Origin of the sequence: Streptomyces sp. NPDC056061, assembly GCF_042266885.1 — a bacterium.
In the GTDB taxonomy this organism is placed as follows: domain Bacteria; phylum Actinomycetota; class Actinomycetes; order Streptomycetales; family Streptomycetaceae; genus Streptomyces.
Genome location: NZ_JBHJWQ010000001.1, coordinates 725,562 through 741,698 on the forward strand (window position 1 = coordinate 725,562; position 16,137 = coordinate 741,698).

General features: G+C 71.8%; 13 protein-coding genes. 11 read left to right on the forward strand and 2 right to left on the reverse strand.

Annotated features, from left to right (window positions below; translation table 11 throughout):
• Positions 1 to 75: 75 nt before the first annotated feature.
• Both ACFC79_RS03120 and ACFC79_RS03125 read right to left on the reverse strand, forming a co-directional pair.
• Positions 76 to 1,989 (reverse strand): ABC transporter ATP-binding protein, encoded by a 1,914-nt coding sequence (locus ACFC79_RS03120; RefSeq protein ID WP_376234400.1) that lies wholly within the window; start codon positions 1,987 to 1,989, stop codon positions 76 to 78.
• Positions 1,986 to 4,076, reverse strand: coding sequence for an ABC transporter ATP-binding protein (locus ACFC79_RS03125; protein WP_376234402.1), 2,091 nt, complete (start codon positions 4,074 to 4,076; stop codon positions 1,986 to 1,988). Before ACFC79_RS03125 ends, ACFC79_RS03120 begins: the two co-directional genes overlap by 4 nt.
• Positions 4,077 to 4,418: 342 nt before the next feature.
• Between ACFC79_RS03125 and ACFC79_RS03130 the strand changes: the two genes are divergently transcribed.
• From ACFC79_RS03130 to ACFC79_RS03180, 11 genes are all read left to right on the forward strand, one after another.
• A complete protein-coding gene (locus ACFC79_RS03130) occupies positions 4,419 to 5,321 on the forward strand; it encodes an ATP-binding cassette domain-containing protein (RefSeq protein WP_376234404.1) in 903 nt (300 codons plus the stop codon).
• A gap of 1 nt (position 5,322) precedes the next feature.
• Complete coding sequence (locus ACFC79_RS03135) at positions 5,323 to 6,279, forward strand: ABC transporter permease (protein ID WP_376234406.1); 957 nt, start codon at positions 5,323 to 5,325, stop codon at positions 6,277 to 6,279.
• Positions 6,280 to 6,426: 147 nt separating this feature from the next.
• Positions 6,427 to 7,674 (forward strand): sensor histidine kinase, encoded by a 1,248-nt coding sequence (locus tag ACFC79_RS03140; RefSeq protein WP_376234914.1) that lies wholly within the window; start codon positions 6,427 to 6,429, stop codon positions 7,672 to 7,674.
• A gap of 19 nt (positions 7,675 to 7,693) precedes the next feature.
• Positions 7,694 to 8,353 carry a response regulator gene (locus tag ACFC79_RS03145; protein WP_376234408.1) on the forward strand — a complete coding sequence of 220 codons (660 nt, stop codon included), beginning with the start codon at positions 7,694 to 7,696 and terminating at the stop codon, positions 8,351 to 8,353.
• A 218-nt stretch (positions 8,354 to 8,571) separates the two neighbouring features.
• A complete protein-coding gene (locus ACFC79_RS03150) occupies positions 8,572 to 9,798 on the forward strand; it encodes an Ig-like domain-containing protein (protein ID WP_376234411.1) in 1,227 nt (408 codons plus the stop codon).
• A gap of 197 nt (positions 9,799 to 9,995) precedes the next feature.
• Positions 9,996 to 11,246, forward strand: coding sequence for an Ig-like domain-containing protein (locus tag ACFC79_RS03155; RefSeq protein WP_376234413.1), 1,251 nt, complete (start codon positions 9,996 to 9,998; stop codon positions 11,244 to 11,246).
• An 87-nt stretch (positions 11,247 to 11,333) separates the two neighbouring features.
• Complete coding sequence (locus tag ACFC79_RS03160; RefSeq protein ID WP_376234415.1) at positions 11,334 to 12,101, forward strand: enoyl-CoA hydratase/isomerase family protein; 768 nt, start codon at positions 11,334 to 11,336, stop codon at positions 12,099 to 12,101.
• 251 nt (positions 12,102 to 12,352) lie between these two features.
• Positions 12,353 to 12,868: an ATP-binding protein gene (locus tag ACFC79_RS03165; RefSeq protein ID WP_376234417.1), complete on the forward strand. Its 516-nt coding sequence runs from the start codon at positions 12,353 to 12,355 to the stop codon at positions 12,866 to 12,868.
• Positions 12,869 to 13,280: 412 nt separating this feature from the next.
• Positions 13,281 to 14,102: a polysaccharide deacetylase family protein gene (locus ACFC79_RS03170; protein ID WP_376234419.1), complete on the forward strand. Its 822-nt coding sequence runs from the start codon at positions 13,281 to 13,283 to the stop codon at positions 14,100 to 14,102.
• On the forward strand, positions 14,102 to 15,292 hold the full coding sequence (locus tag ACFC79_RS03175) for a beta-propeller fold lactonase family protein (protein WP_376234421.1): 1,191 nt from the start codon (positions 14,102 to 14,104) through the stop codon (positions 15,290 to 15,292). Before ACFC79_RS03170 ends, ACFC79_RS03175 begins: the two co-directional genes overlap by 1 nt.
• A 155-nt stretch (positions 15,293 to 15,447) precedes the next feature.
• Complete coding sequence (locus tag ACFC79_RS03180) at positions 15,448 to 16,056, forward strand: ADP-ribosyltransferase (protein WP_376234916.1); 609 nt, start codon at positions 15,448 to 15,450, stop codon at positions 16,054 to 16,056.
• Positions 16,057 to 16,137 lie beyond the last annotated feature (81 nt).

The following is a 16,137-nucleotide window of genomic DNA, read 5'->3' on the forward strand; positions in this document are numbered from 1 at the left end:
GTCGGCCCGGCCGGGCGGCCGTCCGCCCACGGCGAGGCGCCACGACCGGGCGCCGCCGCGGCCCGCGCCGGTACGTCAGGTCAGGCTCTCCCGCCAGGCACGGTGGAGACCCGCGAAACGGCCGGTGCCGGAGACGAGGTCGGACGGGGCGCCGTCCTCCACCACGCGCCCGTGCTCCATCACCAGCACCCGGTCCGCGATCTCCACGGTCGACAGGCGGTGCGCGATCACCACCGCTGTGCGGCCGCGCAGCACGGTGTCCATGGCCCGCTGCACGGCCCGTTCCCCGGGGATGTCCAGGGAACTCGTGGCCTCGTCCAGGATCAGCACCGACGGGTCGGCGAGCAGGGCCCGAGCGAACGCGACGAGCTGGCGCTGACCTGCCGAGATCCGGCCGCCCCGCTTGCGCACGTCCGTGTCGTACCCGTCCGGCAGACCGGTGATGAACTCATGCGCGCCGATCGCCCGCGCGGCACGCTCGATCTCCTCACGGGTGGCGTCCGGTCGGCCGATCGCGATGTTCTCGGCGACCGTCCCGGAGAACAGGAACGCCTCCTGGGTCACCATCACCACACCCCGCCTCAGCTCGGGTGCGGCAAGATCCCGCAGGTCGGTCCCATCGAGCAGCACCCGTCCCTCGGACGGGTCGTAGAAGCGGGCCAGCAGCTTGGCCAGCGTCGACTTGCCCGCACCCGTCGAACCGACCACGGCGACGGTCTGCCCGGCCGGGATCGTCAGGTCGAAGCGGGGCAGCACCTCGCCGCCCGTGCGGTAGGCGAAGCGCACCGCGTCGAAGACCACCTCGCGGCCCGGCTGCCCACCCGTGAGGGCGGGCAGCTCCCGGGGTTCCGACGGCTCGGGCACGGACGGGGTCTGGGCCAGCAGCCCCGCGATCTTCTCCAGCGAAGCGGCGGCCGACTGGTAGGAGTTGAGGAACATCCCCAGCCGGTCGATCGGGTCGTACAGCCGCCGGAGATAGAGCACGGTCGCGGCCAGCACACCCAGGGCCAGGGTGCCCGAGGCCACCCGGTACGCACCCCACAGCACGATCCCGGCGACCGCCGTGTTGGCGACCAGCCGGGAGCTGACGACGTAGCGCGCCATCTCCAGCATCGCGCCGCCGTTCGACCAGCGATGCCTGTGGTTGAGCTCCTCGAAGTGGGCGTCGTTGACCCGCTCCCGGCGGAATGCCCGCACCGGACGGATGCCGTTCATCGACTCGGCGAACTTCACGATGACCGCGGCCATCGCCGTCGACCGGGCCGTGTACAGGACCTTGACCCTCCGCCGGTAGGACCGGACCAGCAGGTACAGCGGCGCGAAGGACAGCACCGCGACCGCGCCGAGGCCGAGGTCCAGCCAGAGCAGCACCAGCGAGATGGAGACGAACGACAGGATGACGTTGATCAGTTCCTGCAGTCCCTCGCTGAGCAGTTCCCGCAGCGACTCCACGTCCGTGGTGGAGCGGGAGATCAGCCGACCCGACGTGTAGCGCTCGTGGAACTCCACGCTCAGCGCCTGTGCGTGACGGAAGATCCGCCCGCGCAGGTCGAGCAGCGCACCCTGGTTGACCCGGGCGGAGACCTGGATGAAGGCGTACTGCATGCCCCCCGCGACGGCCGAGCACAACGCGTACCCGACGCCCACCGCGATCAGCGGCCCGTGGTCCGACTCGCGGAAGGCCGGTACGCCGCTGTCGATGGCGTACGCGACGAGCAGCGGGCCCGCCTGCACGGCAGCCTGCTGGACCAGCAGCACCAGCGACAGCACCAGCAGCCGGGTCCGGTGCGGGCGCAGCAGGGACAGCAGCAGCGCGCGGGTCGCACCGGGGGGCGTGGGCAGGTCGTCCCGGTCGAATTCGTCCCGGTCGAACCCGTCCTGGTCGAAGCCGTCCCGGGCGTCGCCGGACGGGGGCGCGTCCGCGGGTCCCTTCCTCGCGCCCCGTCGGCCGGCGGTCCCGGCCGTCGTCGTGTTCGTGGTACTGGTCATCGGGTGCTGCCCTTCTCGGCGGGGACGCCCGGCACGCGGCGGTCGTCGTCGGGCGGACCGGGGAACGCACCCGGGGACGACGACCAGGCGGGGGCGTCCCCACCCGGCGGACCGGGAACGGCTTCCCCGGCCGACGGGCCCGCGCCGGCGTCCTCGGTGAAGGAGTCCTCGGTGAAGGAGTCCTGGGCGGAGGAGTCTTCGGCGGGGGAGTCCTCCTCGCTCCCGGCGCCGGACATCAGCCGGGCGTACTCGGTGCTACCGCGCAGCAGCTCCTGATGGGTGCCGACCGCGGTGATCCGGCCGCCGGAGAGCAGCGCCACCCGGTCTGCGAGCATCACGGTGGACGGCCGGTGCGCCACCACGATCGCCGTCGTCTCCCGGAGCACCTGGCGCAGTGCGGCCTCCACCAGCGCCTCGGTGTGCACGTCCAGGGCCGAGAGCGGGTCGTCGAGCACCAGGAAACGGGGTCGGCCGAGCACGGCGCGGGCGAGCGCCAGCCGCTGCCGCTGCCCGCCGGACAGGCTGAGCCCCTGCTCGCCGACCTGGGTGTCGACGCCGTCGGGCAGGTCGTGCACGAAGTCGGCCTGGGCGACCGAGAGCGCGCGGCGCAATTCGTCCTCCCCGGCACCCTCCGCGCCCATCAGGACGTTCTCCCCGACGGTCGCGGAGAACAGGGTGGGCTCCTCGAAGGCCACCGACACCAGCTCGCGCAGCTCCTGCCGGGGCATGGCGGTGATGTCCCTGCCGTCGAGCGTGATCCGTCCCGCGGTGGTCTCGTACAGCCGTGGCACGAGGGCGGTGAGCGTCGTCTTGCCCGAGCCCGTGGCCCCGACCAGCGCCATCGTCTCGCCGGGCCGGATGCTCAGGTCGATCCGGGACAGCACGGGTGCGGAGTCGGGGTCGGCGTCGGGGTAGCGGAACTCCACCTTCTCGAACACCATCCCGCCGCGGACGCCCTGCGGCGCCGGGCCGACCGGTCCCGCCGGACCGACCGGAACACTCCGGCCGACCGGTCCCGCCGGGTCGTCCGGGTCCTGGAGGGCGGGCGGGTCCTGTCCGGCGGCCAGGCCCTGGACGGCGGGCGCGGTGTCCTTCTCCTCCGCCACGTCCATGACCTCGAAGAACCGATCGGTCGCCGTCGCGGACTCCTGGCTCATCGCCAGCAGGAAGCCGATCGACTCGATCGGCCACCGCAGCGCGAGAGCGGTGGAGAGGAAAGCGACCAGGGTGCCCGCCGAGAGCCCGCCGTCCGCGACCTGGATCGTGCCCAGGACCAGCGCCGCCCCGATCGCCAGCTCGGGAATCGCGGTGACGACCGCCCAGATGCTCGCGAGCAGCCGGTCCTTGCGCAGTTCCGTGTCGCGCAGCCGCTCCGAGAGGGCGCGGAACGCACGGGTCTGACTGCGGTGCCTGCCGAAGCCCTTGATGATGCGGATGCCCAGCACGCTCTCCTCGACCACCGTCGTCAGATCACCGACCTGGTCCTGCGCCTGGCGCGTCACGACCGAGTACTTCGACTCGAAGACCGAGCAGACGATCATCAGCGGCACCACCGGAGCGAGCAGCACCAGCCCCAGCGTCCACTGCTGCATCAGCAGAATCAGGAAACCGACAACGATCGTGGTGCCGTTGACCAGCAGGAACGTCAGCGGAAAGGCGAGGAACATGCGCAGCAGCATCAGGTCCGTGGTCGCCCGGGAGAGCAACTGCCCCGACGGCCAGCGGTCGTGGAAGGCCACCGGCAGCCGCTGGAGGTGCTGGTACAGGTCGGCCCGCATCGCCGCCTCGACCCCGGCCAGCGGCCGGGCCACCAGCCAGCGGCGCACCCCGAAGAGGGCGGCCTCGGCCACCCCCAACAGCAACAGGTACAGCGCGCCGAGCCGGACGCCGCCGGGGTCGCGATCCGCGACCGGGCCGTCGACCACCCACTTCAGGACGAGCGGGATCACCAGGCCGATGCAGGAAGCGAGGATCGCCACCAGCGCGGCGCCGAACAGGCGCTTGCGCACCGGCTTCACATAGGGCCACAACCGCAACAGGGAGCGTGCTGTGGAGCGACTGTCGGGGTCTGCATGTTGTTCGGGCATCGCGGTCGAGCCTACGGTTCGACACGGACGTCGCTCATGTGGTTTTCGCCCGCCGGCCGGCCCCACCGGCCGCGCGGCAGGGATCAGGAAGTACCCGCCCGGGGTGACCGCCGAGAGCCTTCTCGCGTTCGCCGCGATGTCCCTCGTGGTGATCGCGGGCCCGCGAGCCGGTCCCGCGCCATGGCGACACCCTGCTCCGGGCTCGGGCGGGTTACGTGCCGTGCCGCAGCCGTCCGGCGCAGGCGGGGGCATGGTTCCACCCCGGCATCAACCGATCGGCCGATGCGTTTTCGAGCGTGATGGACGATGGTGCGCCGGACCGCCGGTCACGATCCTCGTGGCATGGCAATCATCGAAGTCGACGGGGTGCACAAGGCCTACGCCGGGCGTCCCGCGGTGGACGGCGTGAGCTTCACCGTCGACCAGGGGGAGATCTTCGGCATCCTCGGTCCCAACGGCGCGGGCAAGACCACCACCGTCGAATGCGTCGAGGGACTGCGGGTTCCCGACGCCGGAACGGTCCGGGTCGCCGGCCTCGACCCCGTGGCCGACCACGCCCGGGTGACCCGGCTGCTCGGCGCCCAGCTCCAGGAGAGCGAACTCCAGCCCAAGATCACCGTCGCCGAGGCGCTGGAACTGCACAGCGCCTTCCATCCGGAACCGGGCGACTGGCGCGCCCTCGCCGAACGCCTCGGTCTGCACACCTCCCTGCGCACCCGGTTCGCCGCGCTGTCCGGAGGCAGGAAGCAGCGTCTGTCCATCGCGCTCGCCCTGGTCGGCAACCCGAAGGTCGTGGTCCTCGACGAACTCACCACCGGCCTCGACCCCCGGGCCCGCCGGGACACCTGGAAACTCATCGAGGACGTGCGCGACAGCGGCGTGACGGTCCTCCTGGTCACTCATTTCATGGAGGAGGCCCGGCGACTCTGCGACCGCGTCGCCGTGATCGACCGGGGCCGGGTCGTCGCCCTCGACACCCCGTCCGGTCTGATCAGCAGGGCCGACACGTCCACGGTCATCTCCTTCACCCCGTCCAGCCCCCTGGACGGCGCCGAACTCGACGCGCTGCCCGGAGCCACGTCCGTGGAACGCGAGGACGGACGGATCGTCATCAACGGCACCGACGAGACGGCCAACGCGGTGATCTCACTGCTGGCCCGTCACCACATCACCGCCCACCGGCTGCGCGTCTCCGAGGCGACCCTGGACGACGCCTTCCTCGACCTCACGGAACGGGCGGCCTGACATGACCACCGTGAACCCGTCGAGCCCGTCGAGCCCGTCGAGCCCGTCGAGCCCGTCGAACCCGCTGAGCACGTCGATCCCGGAGAGCCCGCTGAACACGTCGAACCCGCTGAACCCGTCGACCCCGGCGAGCCCGTTGAATCCCTCCAATCCCTCGCACCCCTCACACCCCTCACACCCCTCGAACCCGGGCGAACCCGCCCGGACTCCGCACGCCCCCGCCCCTTGGGCGGCGGTCCTCAGGGCCGAGACGCGGCTCTTCCTCCGCGAACCCGGCAGCCTGTTCTGGATCCTGGGCTTCCCGACCCTGCTGCTCACGGTCCTCGGCCTGATCCCGTCCTTCCGGGAGCCCGAGGACGCGCTCGGCGGGCGCCGCACCATCGACGTGTACGTCCCGGTGGCGGTGCTGCTCGCCATGATCATGGCGGGGCTCCAGGCCATGCCGCCGGTCCTCACCGGCTACCGGGAGCGCGGCATCCTGCGCCGCATGTCGACCACCCCGGTACGGCCGTCCGCCCTGCTCGCCGCCCAGATGCTGCTGCACGGCGCCGCCGCCCTCGGCGCTGCGGCCCTGGTCATGGCCGTCGGCCGGGCGGCGTTCGGCGTCCGGCTGCCCCGACAGCCCCTCGGCTACGCCTTGGCCCTGCTCCTGGCGACGGCGAGCGTGCTCGCCGTCGGCGCACTGCTCTGCGCGCTCTCCCGCGGGGCCAAGGCGTCCGCCGCCGTCGGAACGGTCCTCTCCCTGGCGACGATGTTCACCGCCGGGGTGTGGATCCCGGTCCAGGCCATGCCGGACACCCTGCGCCACATCGTCCAGGTCACACCGTTCGGCGCCGCCTCGCAGGCACTGGACCGGGCCGCGTCCGGCGGCTGGCCCGGCTGGATCCACCTGGGGGCGGTCGCCCTGTGGACCGCGGCGGCGGCCGTGTCGGCGACCCGCCTGTTCCGCTGGGAATGACCGCTCCCGGGGCACCGGGCGGACACGGATCCGGGGGACACTTCCGCCATGGACACGGGGGAGACGATGCGCACGGGACCGGCCGGGGAGACGACACGGACGGGATCGGCCGGGGTGACGACGCGCACGGGACCGGTCGGGGCGACGATGGCGGCCCAGTGGTGGAAGGAACGGTTCCTCCGTTACGGCCCGTACGGCCTGCTCGGCCTGAGCACGGCGGTCACGGCGGTGATCGCGGACGCCATCATGTCCCGCTCCGAGGTGTACGCGGTGATGGGGCTCGTCCCGGCGGCGCTCGCCCTCCAGCTCTGGTGGGGGCGGGCGGAGCGCACCGCCGGGGCGGGCAGCCGGGCGGCGATCACCCACTTCTGCGTCCGCACGGTGCTCGCCTTCGCGTTGGCCTGGTGCAATCCGTTCTTCTCCATCTACGCGGTGCTCGGCTACTTCGACGCGGGCCGGCTGCTTCCGAAACGGGCCGTCCGCGCCGGACTGCTGGCCACCGCCGTCATCCTGGCCGGCTCGCAGTGCGGCAGCGGCCTGCCGCCGGCCAGCCTCATGAACTGGCTGGCCTTCGGCATCCTCCTCGCCGTGCACGTGACGATCACCATGGTCTTCGCCCAGATCGCGGACCGGGAGGCCGACCACGTCCGTACCCAGACCGACACCATCAGCGCGTTGGAGGTCGCCAACGCCCGCCTCGAACAGGCCCTCGCGGAGAACGCCGCCCTGCACGCCCAACTCCTCGTCCGGGCCCGTGAGGCGGGCGTCGCCGACGAGCGGCGCCGGCTGGCCGCCGAGATCCACGACACGCTCGCGCAGGGCCTGGCCGGCATCATCGCCCAGCTCCAAGTGGTGAACTCGGTCGCCGACGACGATCCGGAGCTCGCCCGACAGCACCTGGACCGGGCCGCCGCCCTCGCCCGGCACAGCCTGGGCGAGGCGCGCCGCTCGGTCCACGACCTGCTCCCGGTCGCGCTGGAACACGACGACCTGCCCGGCGCGTTGAAGAAGACGGTCCGCGCGTGGACGGAACGGCACGGCGTCCGGGCCGAGTTCACCGTCACCGGAACCGTCGAGCGGGTCCACGACGAGATCGCCGCCACGCTCCTGCGGATCGCGGAGGAGGCCCTCACCAACGTCGGCCGCCACGCGGGCGCGTCGCGGGTCGGTCTCACCCTGTCGTTCATGGACGGCGAACTCTGCCTGGACGTACGGGACGACGGCCGCGGTTTCGACCCCGCCGCGCTGCCCCCGTCCGGCAACACGGGCGGCTTCGGCCTCGGCGGCATGCGGGCCCGTGCCGAACGCGTGGCGGGCACCGTCGAGGTGGAGGCGGAACCAGGTCGCGGCACCGCGGTCCGCGCGCTGGTGCCCCTGGTCCGGGACGGCCGCTGACCAGTACGGTTGGCCTGCCATGGCTGAGGAACCCACACGTGTCATCACGCTCGTCGTCGTCGACGACCACCCCGTCGTCCGGGACGGTCTGCGCGGCATGTTCGACTCGGCGCCGGGCTTCCGCGTCCTGGGGGAGGCGTCGGACGGCCCGGCGGGCGTCGACCTGGTGGTCCGGCTCGACCCGGACGTCGTGCTCATGGACCTGCGGATGCCGGGCGGCGGCGGGGTCGCCGCCATCGCCGAGCTGAGCCGGCGAGGTGCCCGGGCCGAGGTGCTCGTCCTCACCACCTACGACACCGATTCCGACACCCTGCCCGCCATCGAGGCCGGGGCGACCGGCTACCTGCTCAAGGACGCCCCACGCGACGAGTTGTTCAACGCCGTCCGCGCCGCCGCCGAAGGCCGCACCGTCCTCTCGCCCGCCGTCGCCACCCGCCTCGTCTCACGGGTGCGCGCCCCGGCGGCGCCGGGCAGCGAGTCGTTGTCGGCCCGGGAGCGCGAGGTGCTCGAACTCGTGGCCAAGGGCACCCCGAACCGCGAGATCGCCGCCGAACTGTTCATCAGCGAAGCCACCGTCAAGACGCACCTCACCCATGTCTTCGCCAAACTCGGCGCCAAGGACCGGGCCGCCGCCGTCGCGATCGGCTACGACCGGGGCATCCTCGGGGCCGCCCCGTGATCCCCGGCGGGCGCGCGGGGACGGCCGCGGCACCCCGTCGGGCGCCCGGGACGCCCGGACACCTCCCGCACGGGGGCGTCCCCGCGCCGTGCGACGCACCGCGCCCGACGCCGCGCGCCGATCCGTCGTGGTCGGCGGTGGGACGGCCCCGCGGCCGATACCCGGGCCGGTTCCCGCGCCCACGTTTCCCGTGAGCGATCCCCGTCGTTGGGGGGGACGTGAACCACGTTGCGAAGAGAGCGGTGGCACACCCGGCCACCGTACTGACACGGACAGGACTCATCGCCGTGCTGGCGGTACTGAGCGGCTGCACCGGTGCCGACTCCGCCTCCGGCGACAAGGCCCGCCCGCCGCATGAGGCGATCTCGATCAGCCCCCGGGACGGGGCGCGGGACATCGGCCCCGACGACCCGGTGGAGGTGAGGGTCCCGGACGGGCGGCTGCAGAGCGTGAAGGTGGCCCGGATCGAGGACGCGCGACGCCAGGAGGTGCCGGGCCGGATCGCGCGCGACGGCCGTTCCTGGAAACCCGCGGCCGGTGCGGCACGGCTCTCCCTCGCCGCGAAGTACCGGGTCGACGCGGTCGCCGTGGACGGTGCCGGACACCGCGCCGCCCGGCACACCACCTTCACCACGGCGGTGCCTGAGCACCGGTTCATCGGCTACTTCACACCGGAGAACCGCTCCACGGTCGGCACCGGAATGATCGTCTCCGTCGGCTTCAGCCGGCCGGTCGGGAACCGTCGGGCCGTGGAGCGGGCCATCCGGGTGACCGCCGAACCGCCCGTCGAGGTCGTGGGGCACTGGTTCGGCGACAAACGCCTCGACCTCCGCCCCGCCACCTACTGGGCGCCCGGCACCGAGGTCACCGTCGAGGTGGGGCTGCGCGACGTGGAGGGCGCGCCGGGCGTGTACGGCAGCCAGGACAAGACGGTCTCCTTCGCGGTGGGCCGCTCCCAGACGTCCCTGGTGGACGTGGCCGCGCACACGATGGAGGTCCGCCGCGACGGCCAGCTCGTCTCCACGGTCCCGATCACGGCGGGGTACGCGGGGAAGGACACGTACAACGGCAAGATGGTGGTCAGCGAGATGTACGACGTGACCCGGATGAACGGCCGCACGGTCGGCTTCGGCGGGGAGCACGCCATCAAGGACGTGCCGCACGCCCTGCGGCTCACCGATTCCGGCACCTTCCTGCACGGCAACTACTGGTCGGACCGGGGTGTCTTCGGCTCGTCCAACGTCAGCCACGGCTGCGTCGGCCTGCGCGACGTGCGCGGCGGCGGGGGCGACACCCCGGCCGGCTGGTTCTTCGACAGGACCCTCGTCGGCGACGTGATCGAGGTCGTCAACTCCCGGGACAAGCACGTCGTCGCACCGGACAACGGGCTCGGGGGCTGGAACCTGAGCTGGAAACGGTGGACGGCCGGATCGGCCCTTCGCTGAGATTGGCCCGGCTCGTTCCGCACCCGCCCGGCGGGCTCCCGGGACGAGTTGGGACTGAACGGTGACATCCGAGGGCTCTTTTCGGTGCGATCAGTGTGATTATCTTTCGCTGAGCGCGCAGGTGCAGCGCGCGGGGGCGGGGCCCGAGGGCTCCGGGGCCTTGGCGGGGCCGGGCCGTGCGAGGGGAGACGAGCACTTTGAACGGGCAGCCGATATCGGGGACATCGGCCGGGGCGAGCAGCGGACGGCGCGGGCGCGGAGCCACCGGGCCGCTGGCTCTGGTACTGGGCGCGATGCTGATGCTGGTGACGGCATGCGGCGGGGACGACGGCGCCGGTGCCGGGCAGGACGGCAAGGGCGGCGGGAAGGTGGAGGACACCACCGCGTCGCAGGCGGTGGTGACCGTCGCACCGAAGGACGGGGCGGAATCCGTCGCCACCAGCGGGGCGCTGAAGGTCGCGGCCGACCGGGGGAAGCTGACCACGGTCAAGGTCTCCGACCCCAAGGGGGCCGAGGTCGAGGGGAAGATCGCCGCCGACGGCGCGAGCTGGACGCCCGACCAGCACCTGGCCGCGGCGACCAAGTACAAGGTCCACGCCGTGGCCAAGGACGCCGAGGGCCGCGAGTCGGCCAAGGACACCACCTTCACGACGCTGGTCCCGCAGAACACCTTCATCGGGCAGTACACCCCGGAGGACGGTGCCACGGTCGGCGTCGGCATGCCCGTCTCGATCCACTTCACCCGCGGCATCACCGACCCGGCGGCGGTCGAGAACGCCATCAAGGTGACGGCCGAGCCGTCGGTGCCGGTCGAGGGCCACTGGTTCGGCAACGACCGCCTCGACTTCCGCCCGGAGAACTACTGGGCCGCCGGCACCAAGGTGACGGTGAAGCTCAACCTCGACGGCGTCGAGGGACGTCCCGGTGTCTACGGCAAGCAGGCGAAGACGATCTCCTTCACCATCGGCCGCAGCCAGGTCAGCACCGTCGACGCCAAGACGCACCGGATGAAGGTCGTCCGTGACGGCGCGCAGATCCGGGACATCCCGATCTCGGCGGGCGCCCCGGCGACCACCACGTACAACGGGCAGATGGTCATCAGCGAGAAGCTCAAGGTGACCCGGATGAACGGTGACACCGTCGGCTTCGGCGGCGAGTACGACATCAAGGACGTCCCGCACGCCATGCGGCTGTCCACCTCCGGCACCTTCATCCACGGCAACTACTGGGGCGGCTCCGGCATCTTCGGCAGCGCCAACACCAGTCACGGCTGCGTCGGCCTGGAGGACGTGCGCGGCGCCTGGAGCAAGAAGACCCCGGCGGCCTGGTTCTTCGACAACTCGCTCATCGGTGACGTGGTGGTCGTGAAGAACTCGCACGACAAGACGATCCAGCCGGACAACGGCTTCAGCGGCTGGAACATGTCCTGGTCGGAGTGGACCAAGTAGCACCCCCCCACACCCGACGCGGACGGGCCCGGCGCTGTGACCAACGGCACCGGGCCCGCCGTCGTTAGCGGCGGTTAACCTCCTTTCATGACCGTAACCCTCGAAGCAAGCGACGGCGTCGGCACGATCCGGCTGGACCGACCGCCCATGAACGCCCTGGACGTGGCCACCCAGGACCGGCTGCGGGAACTCGCCGAGGAGGCGACCCGGCGCGAGGACGTGCGCGCCGTGGTCCTCTACGGCGGCGAGAAGGTGTTCGCGGCGGGTGCGGACATCAAGGAGATGCAGGCGATGGACCACACGGCGATGGTCGTGCGGTCCAAGGCGCTCCAGGACGCCTTCACCGCGGTGGCCCGCATCCCGAAGCCGGTCGTCGCCGCGGTCACCGGCTACGCGCTGGGCGGCGGCTGCGAACTGGCGCTCTGCGCCGACTTCCGGATCGCCGCGGACAACGCCAAGTTGGGCCAGCCGGAGATCCTGCTCGGGCTGATCCCCGGTGCCGGCGGCACCCAGCGGCTCGCCCGTCTCGTCGGCCCCTCCCGGGCCAAGGACCTGATCTTCACCGGTCGTCACGTCCGTGCCGACGAGGCCCTGGCGATCGGTCTGGTGGACCGCGTGGTGCCCGCCGCCGAGGTGTACGAGCAGGCGCGGGCCTGGGCCGCCGCACTGGCCAAGGGACCGGCTCTCGCGCTGCGTGCGGCCAAGGAGGCCGTGGACGCGGGGCTGGAGACGGACATCGACACGGGGCTCACCATCGAACGGAACTGGTTCGCCGGGCTGTTCGCCACCGAGGACCGGGAGCGCGGCATGCGCAGCTTCGTCGAGGACGGGCCGGGCAAGGCCAAATTCCTCTGAGCGGGCGACAGTTGGGCACAGGATGACGCGGGTTCATCCGTGCGGGCGGATCGGCCGGACGTCGGGTGAGCTCCGAGGTCCGGCCGATCCGGTACGCGGGCAACTGCCAAATGACCGTTGATTTGCGCAGGTCAGAGGCGGTTTTATGGGGCGATCAATGCCTATGGCATATGCCTCCCGCCTTCCGCGGAGTGTTGTGTTCCCGGGTGATGATTCTTCCGGAACGGCCCCGGGGCGCCCTCCCTGCGGTCATGATGGTCTGCATGGCGGGTCTGGAGGGTGTGGAGCAGCCGCGGTCGCGCGGGGGGGCGACGGCGGCGCGTTGGGCGTCCGGCGTGGACGACGAGCAGGCGTTCAAGGCGCTGGAGTTGTTCGGGAATCCGGCGGACGGCGAGGTCCGGCTGCCGTCCCGTCCGGAGTCCGCGGCCACCGCGCGACGGCTCACCTCCGGCGTGGTGCTCCGGCACTGGGCACTCACTCCGCAGATCGCCGAATACACGGTGCTGCTCGTCTCGGAGCTCGTCGGCAACGCCGTGCGGCACACCGGTGCCCGGGTCTTCGGGCTGCGGATGCTGCGTCGTCGTGGCTGGATCAGGATCGAGGTGCGCGACCCCTCGCGCGGGCTGCCGTGCCTGATGCCCGTCCAGGAGATGGACATCAGCGGGCGCGGGCTCTTCCTCGTCGACAAGTTGTCCGACCGGTGGGGGGTGGATCTGCTGCCCCGGGGCAAGACCACCTGGTTCGAGATGCGGATCTCCGACCGCTGACGCCCGTCCGCGCGGGCCCGGGTGCGTACGGCTCCGGGAATGCGGAGCCCGGCGTGCTCCGTCGGAGATGCCCGGGACGCACAGAGGCCCCCGGTCTGCCGTGGTGGGGCACTTCGGGGGCCGCTGTGTGGGGGCCGTGAAATGGGGGGTGTGTTCACGGCCGCTTGTGACAACCGGCTCGGGTCATTGCGGGTCGTGTCACCGACTATGGCAGATGGGCGACCTCACGGCCAAAGCCGCAAAACGGTACATCATTGTGCATTTGCCATCATTTCTCAGGTGAATCGTAGGTGTAATGGGTCACTTGCCTGGAAAAGCATGAATATTTATCGAGTCGGTGGCATGAATCAATCGCTTTGGCCGTATATGCAAATTGTTATCTTCTGACCGTTCCGCCCCTAATGTTCTGCTCATGGACGCCTCCGACAGACCGGTGCGCCGCCGTAATGCCCTGCGCGCGGGAGCGGGTGCCGCGCTCGCCGGTGCCCTCGCCGCCGGATGCGCGGACCACCGGGCCGCCGCCGGTACGCCGGCCGGAACCGCCACGGCCCCGGTGGGCCCGAAGAACGCCGCCACCGCGGCCGGCCGAACCCCGGCCCCACGCCCGGCACCCGCACCGCGCCGCTTCCCCGGCCTGCCGGTCCAGATCGACCACGGCCCGCGCGACCGCCCCCGCGTCGCCCTCACCTTCCACGGCCAGGGCGACCCCGCCATCGCCCGGACCGTACTGGCCGAGGCCGAAAGGGCCCACGCCCGGATCACCGTCCTCGCCGTCGGCAGCTGGCTCGACGAGCACCCCGAGATGGCCCGCCGCATCCTCGACGGCGGCCACGACCTCGGCAACCACACCCAGCACCACATCGACATCTCCTCGCTGGGCGAGGCCGACGCCTACGCGGAGATCACCGGCTGCGCCCAGCGGCTTCGTCGGCTCACCGGCTCCATCGGCACCTGGTTCCGTCCCTCGCGCACCCGGGATGCCACCCCGCTCGTCCGGCGGCTCGCCGCCCGGGCGGGCTACCCGCACGTCCTCTCCTACGACGTGGACTCCCTCGACTTCACCTCCCCCGGCGCCGCGGCCGTCACCCGCAAGGTGACCGGCGAGATCCGCGACGGATCGGTGGTGAGCCTGCACTTCGGCTACCCGGACACGGTCGCCGCCCTGCCCCTCCTCCTCACCGAAATCGACCGCCGCCGACTGCGCGCGGTGACGACCACGGAGCTGCTGACCTGATGTTTCCCTCCACGAGACACACCGCCGCCCTGCTCGGGGGTGCCCTCCTCGCCGCCCTCACCGGCTGCGGCACCCCCGCCGGCCAGAAGAACGTCCAGGCCGTCGCCAGCGAGGCCGCCCCGACCACCGCCGAGGAACGGGTCGCGGCGCCCGCCCGGCCGGGACTGACCGGCATGCCCCCGGTCCTCGACGCCAAGGACATCTACTCCGCCGACCGGCCGGGAAAGCTGTCCCCGGTGGTGAAGGACTTCCCGTCCCGGGTGTACGTCCCCAACACCAACTCCAACACCGTCTCGGTGATCGACCCCGCGACGTACAAGGTCGTCAGGACCATCGCGGTCGGTCGCCAGCCGCAGCACGTCGTCCCGTCGTGGGACCTGAAGACCCTCTGGGTCAACAACGACCTCGGCGACAGCCTGACCCCCATCGACCCCGCCACCGGGAAGGTGGGCCGCGCGGTACCGGTCTCCGATCCCTACAACCTCTACTTCACCCCCGACGGCAAGTACGCGGTGGTGATGGCCTCGATGGACCGCCAGTTGGTCTTCCGCGACGCCCACACCATGAAGACCGCCAAGACCGTTCCGGTCGACTGCGCCGGGGTCAACCACACCGACTTCTCCGCCGACGGCCGGTACTTCATCGTCTCCTGCGAGTTCTCCGGCGAACTCCTCAAGGTCGACACGGCGAAGATGGAGGTCGTCGCCAAGCAGAAGCTGCCGCTGCACGGCGCGATGCCGCAGGACGTGAAGCTCTCGCCCGACGGAGGCACGTTCTACATCGCGGACATGATCGCGAACGGGGTGTGGGCGCTGGACGGGGAGAAGTTCACCACCCCGAAGCTGCTGCCCACCGGCAAGGGCGCCCACGGTCTCTACGTCAGCCGGGATTCCGAGGAGATGTACATCTCCAACCGCGGCGAGGGCACCATCTCCGTCTTCGACTTCGCCGGGCGCAGGCTCGTGAAGAAGTGGACGCTGCCCAACGGCGGCAGCCCCGACATGGGCGGGGTCTCGGCCGACGGCAAGGTCCTCTGGCTGAGCGGCCGTTACAACTCCGAGGTGTACGCCATCGACACCGCCAGCGGCCGACAGCTCGCCCGGATCCCGGTGGGCAGCGGCCCGCACGGGCTCGCCGTCTACCCGCAGCCGGGCCGCTACTCGCTCGGCCACACGGGGGTCTTCCGCTGACGGGGGCCACGCCCCGGGGAGTCCGCCGGGTGATGCGGCGTCGACGCTCCGGGGGGCCGGCCGGACGATGCGGCGTCAACGCTCCGGCAGACCCGCTCACCATCGGATGACGTTCCACGGCTCGGAGCCGCACGCCCGGGACAGTGATCAACATGATGATCACTTCTCGTCTGCGGCGTCGGGCCGCGGTTGTCGTCCTCTCCATCTCCGCAGCGCTCCTCCCGGCCGCCGCCACCGAGGCCGCCCCCGCCGCCGCTCCCGCGGCCGCCGCGTTCAAACCGGGCGACTGCCCGGTCGTCACCGACCACCTCTTCGCCGCCGCCGATCCGGTCGACGTCGACCGGATCACCCCGCAGCCCGCGTGGCGCAGCGACTGCCGCCAGCTCTACCGGGCGGACGGCCGCGGCCCCGAGACCGTCTTCGACGAGGGCTTCCACGCCCGCGACATCGTCTACGGCCAGTACGACGTGGAGAAGTACGTCCTCGTCAACCAGCCCTCGCCGTTCGTCTCGACCTCGTACGACCACGACCTGTACAAGCGCTGGAAGGCCGCGTTCAACTACTACGTCGACGCCCCCGGCGGCATCGACGTGAACAAGACGATCGGCGACACCCACAAGTACGCCGACCAGGTGGAGGTCGCCTTCCCGGGCGGCGTCGACCGGACGTTCATCGTCGGGGCCTGCCCGATCGACCCGGCGACCAAGACCGAGGTCATGAGCAAGTGCGTCGACAACCCGCACTACCGGCCCTGGCGCCACTGAACTCTCGGCCGCGCCGTCCGGGGGGCGGCGCGGCCGGGCGACCGGGCGCTGTCGGCGCCGCCCCTCCCGCCCGATAATCTG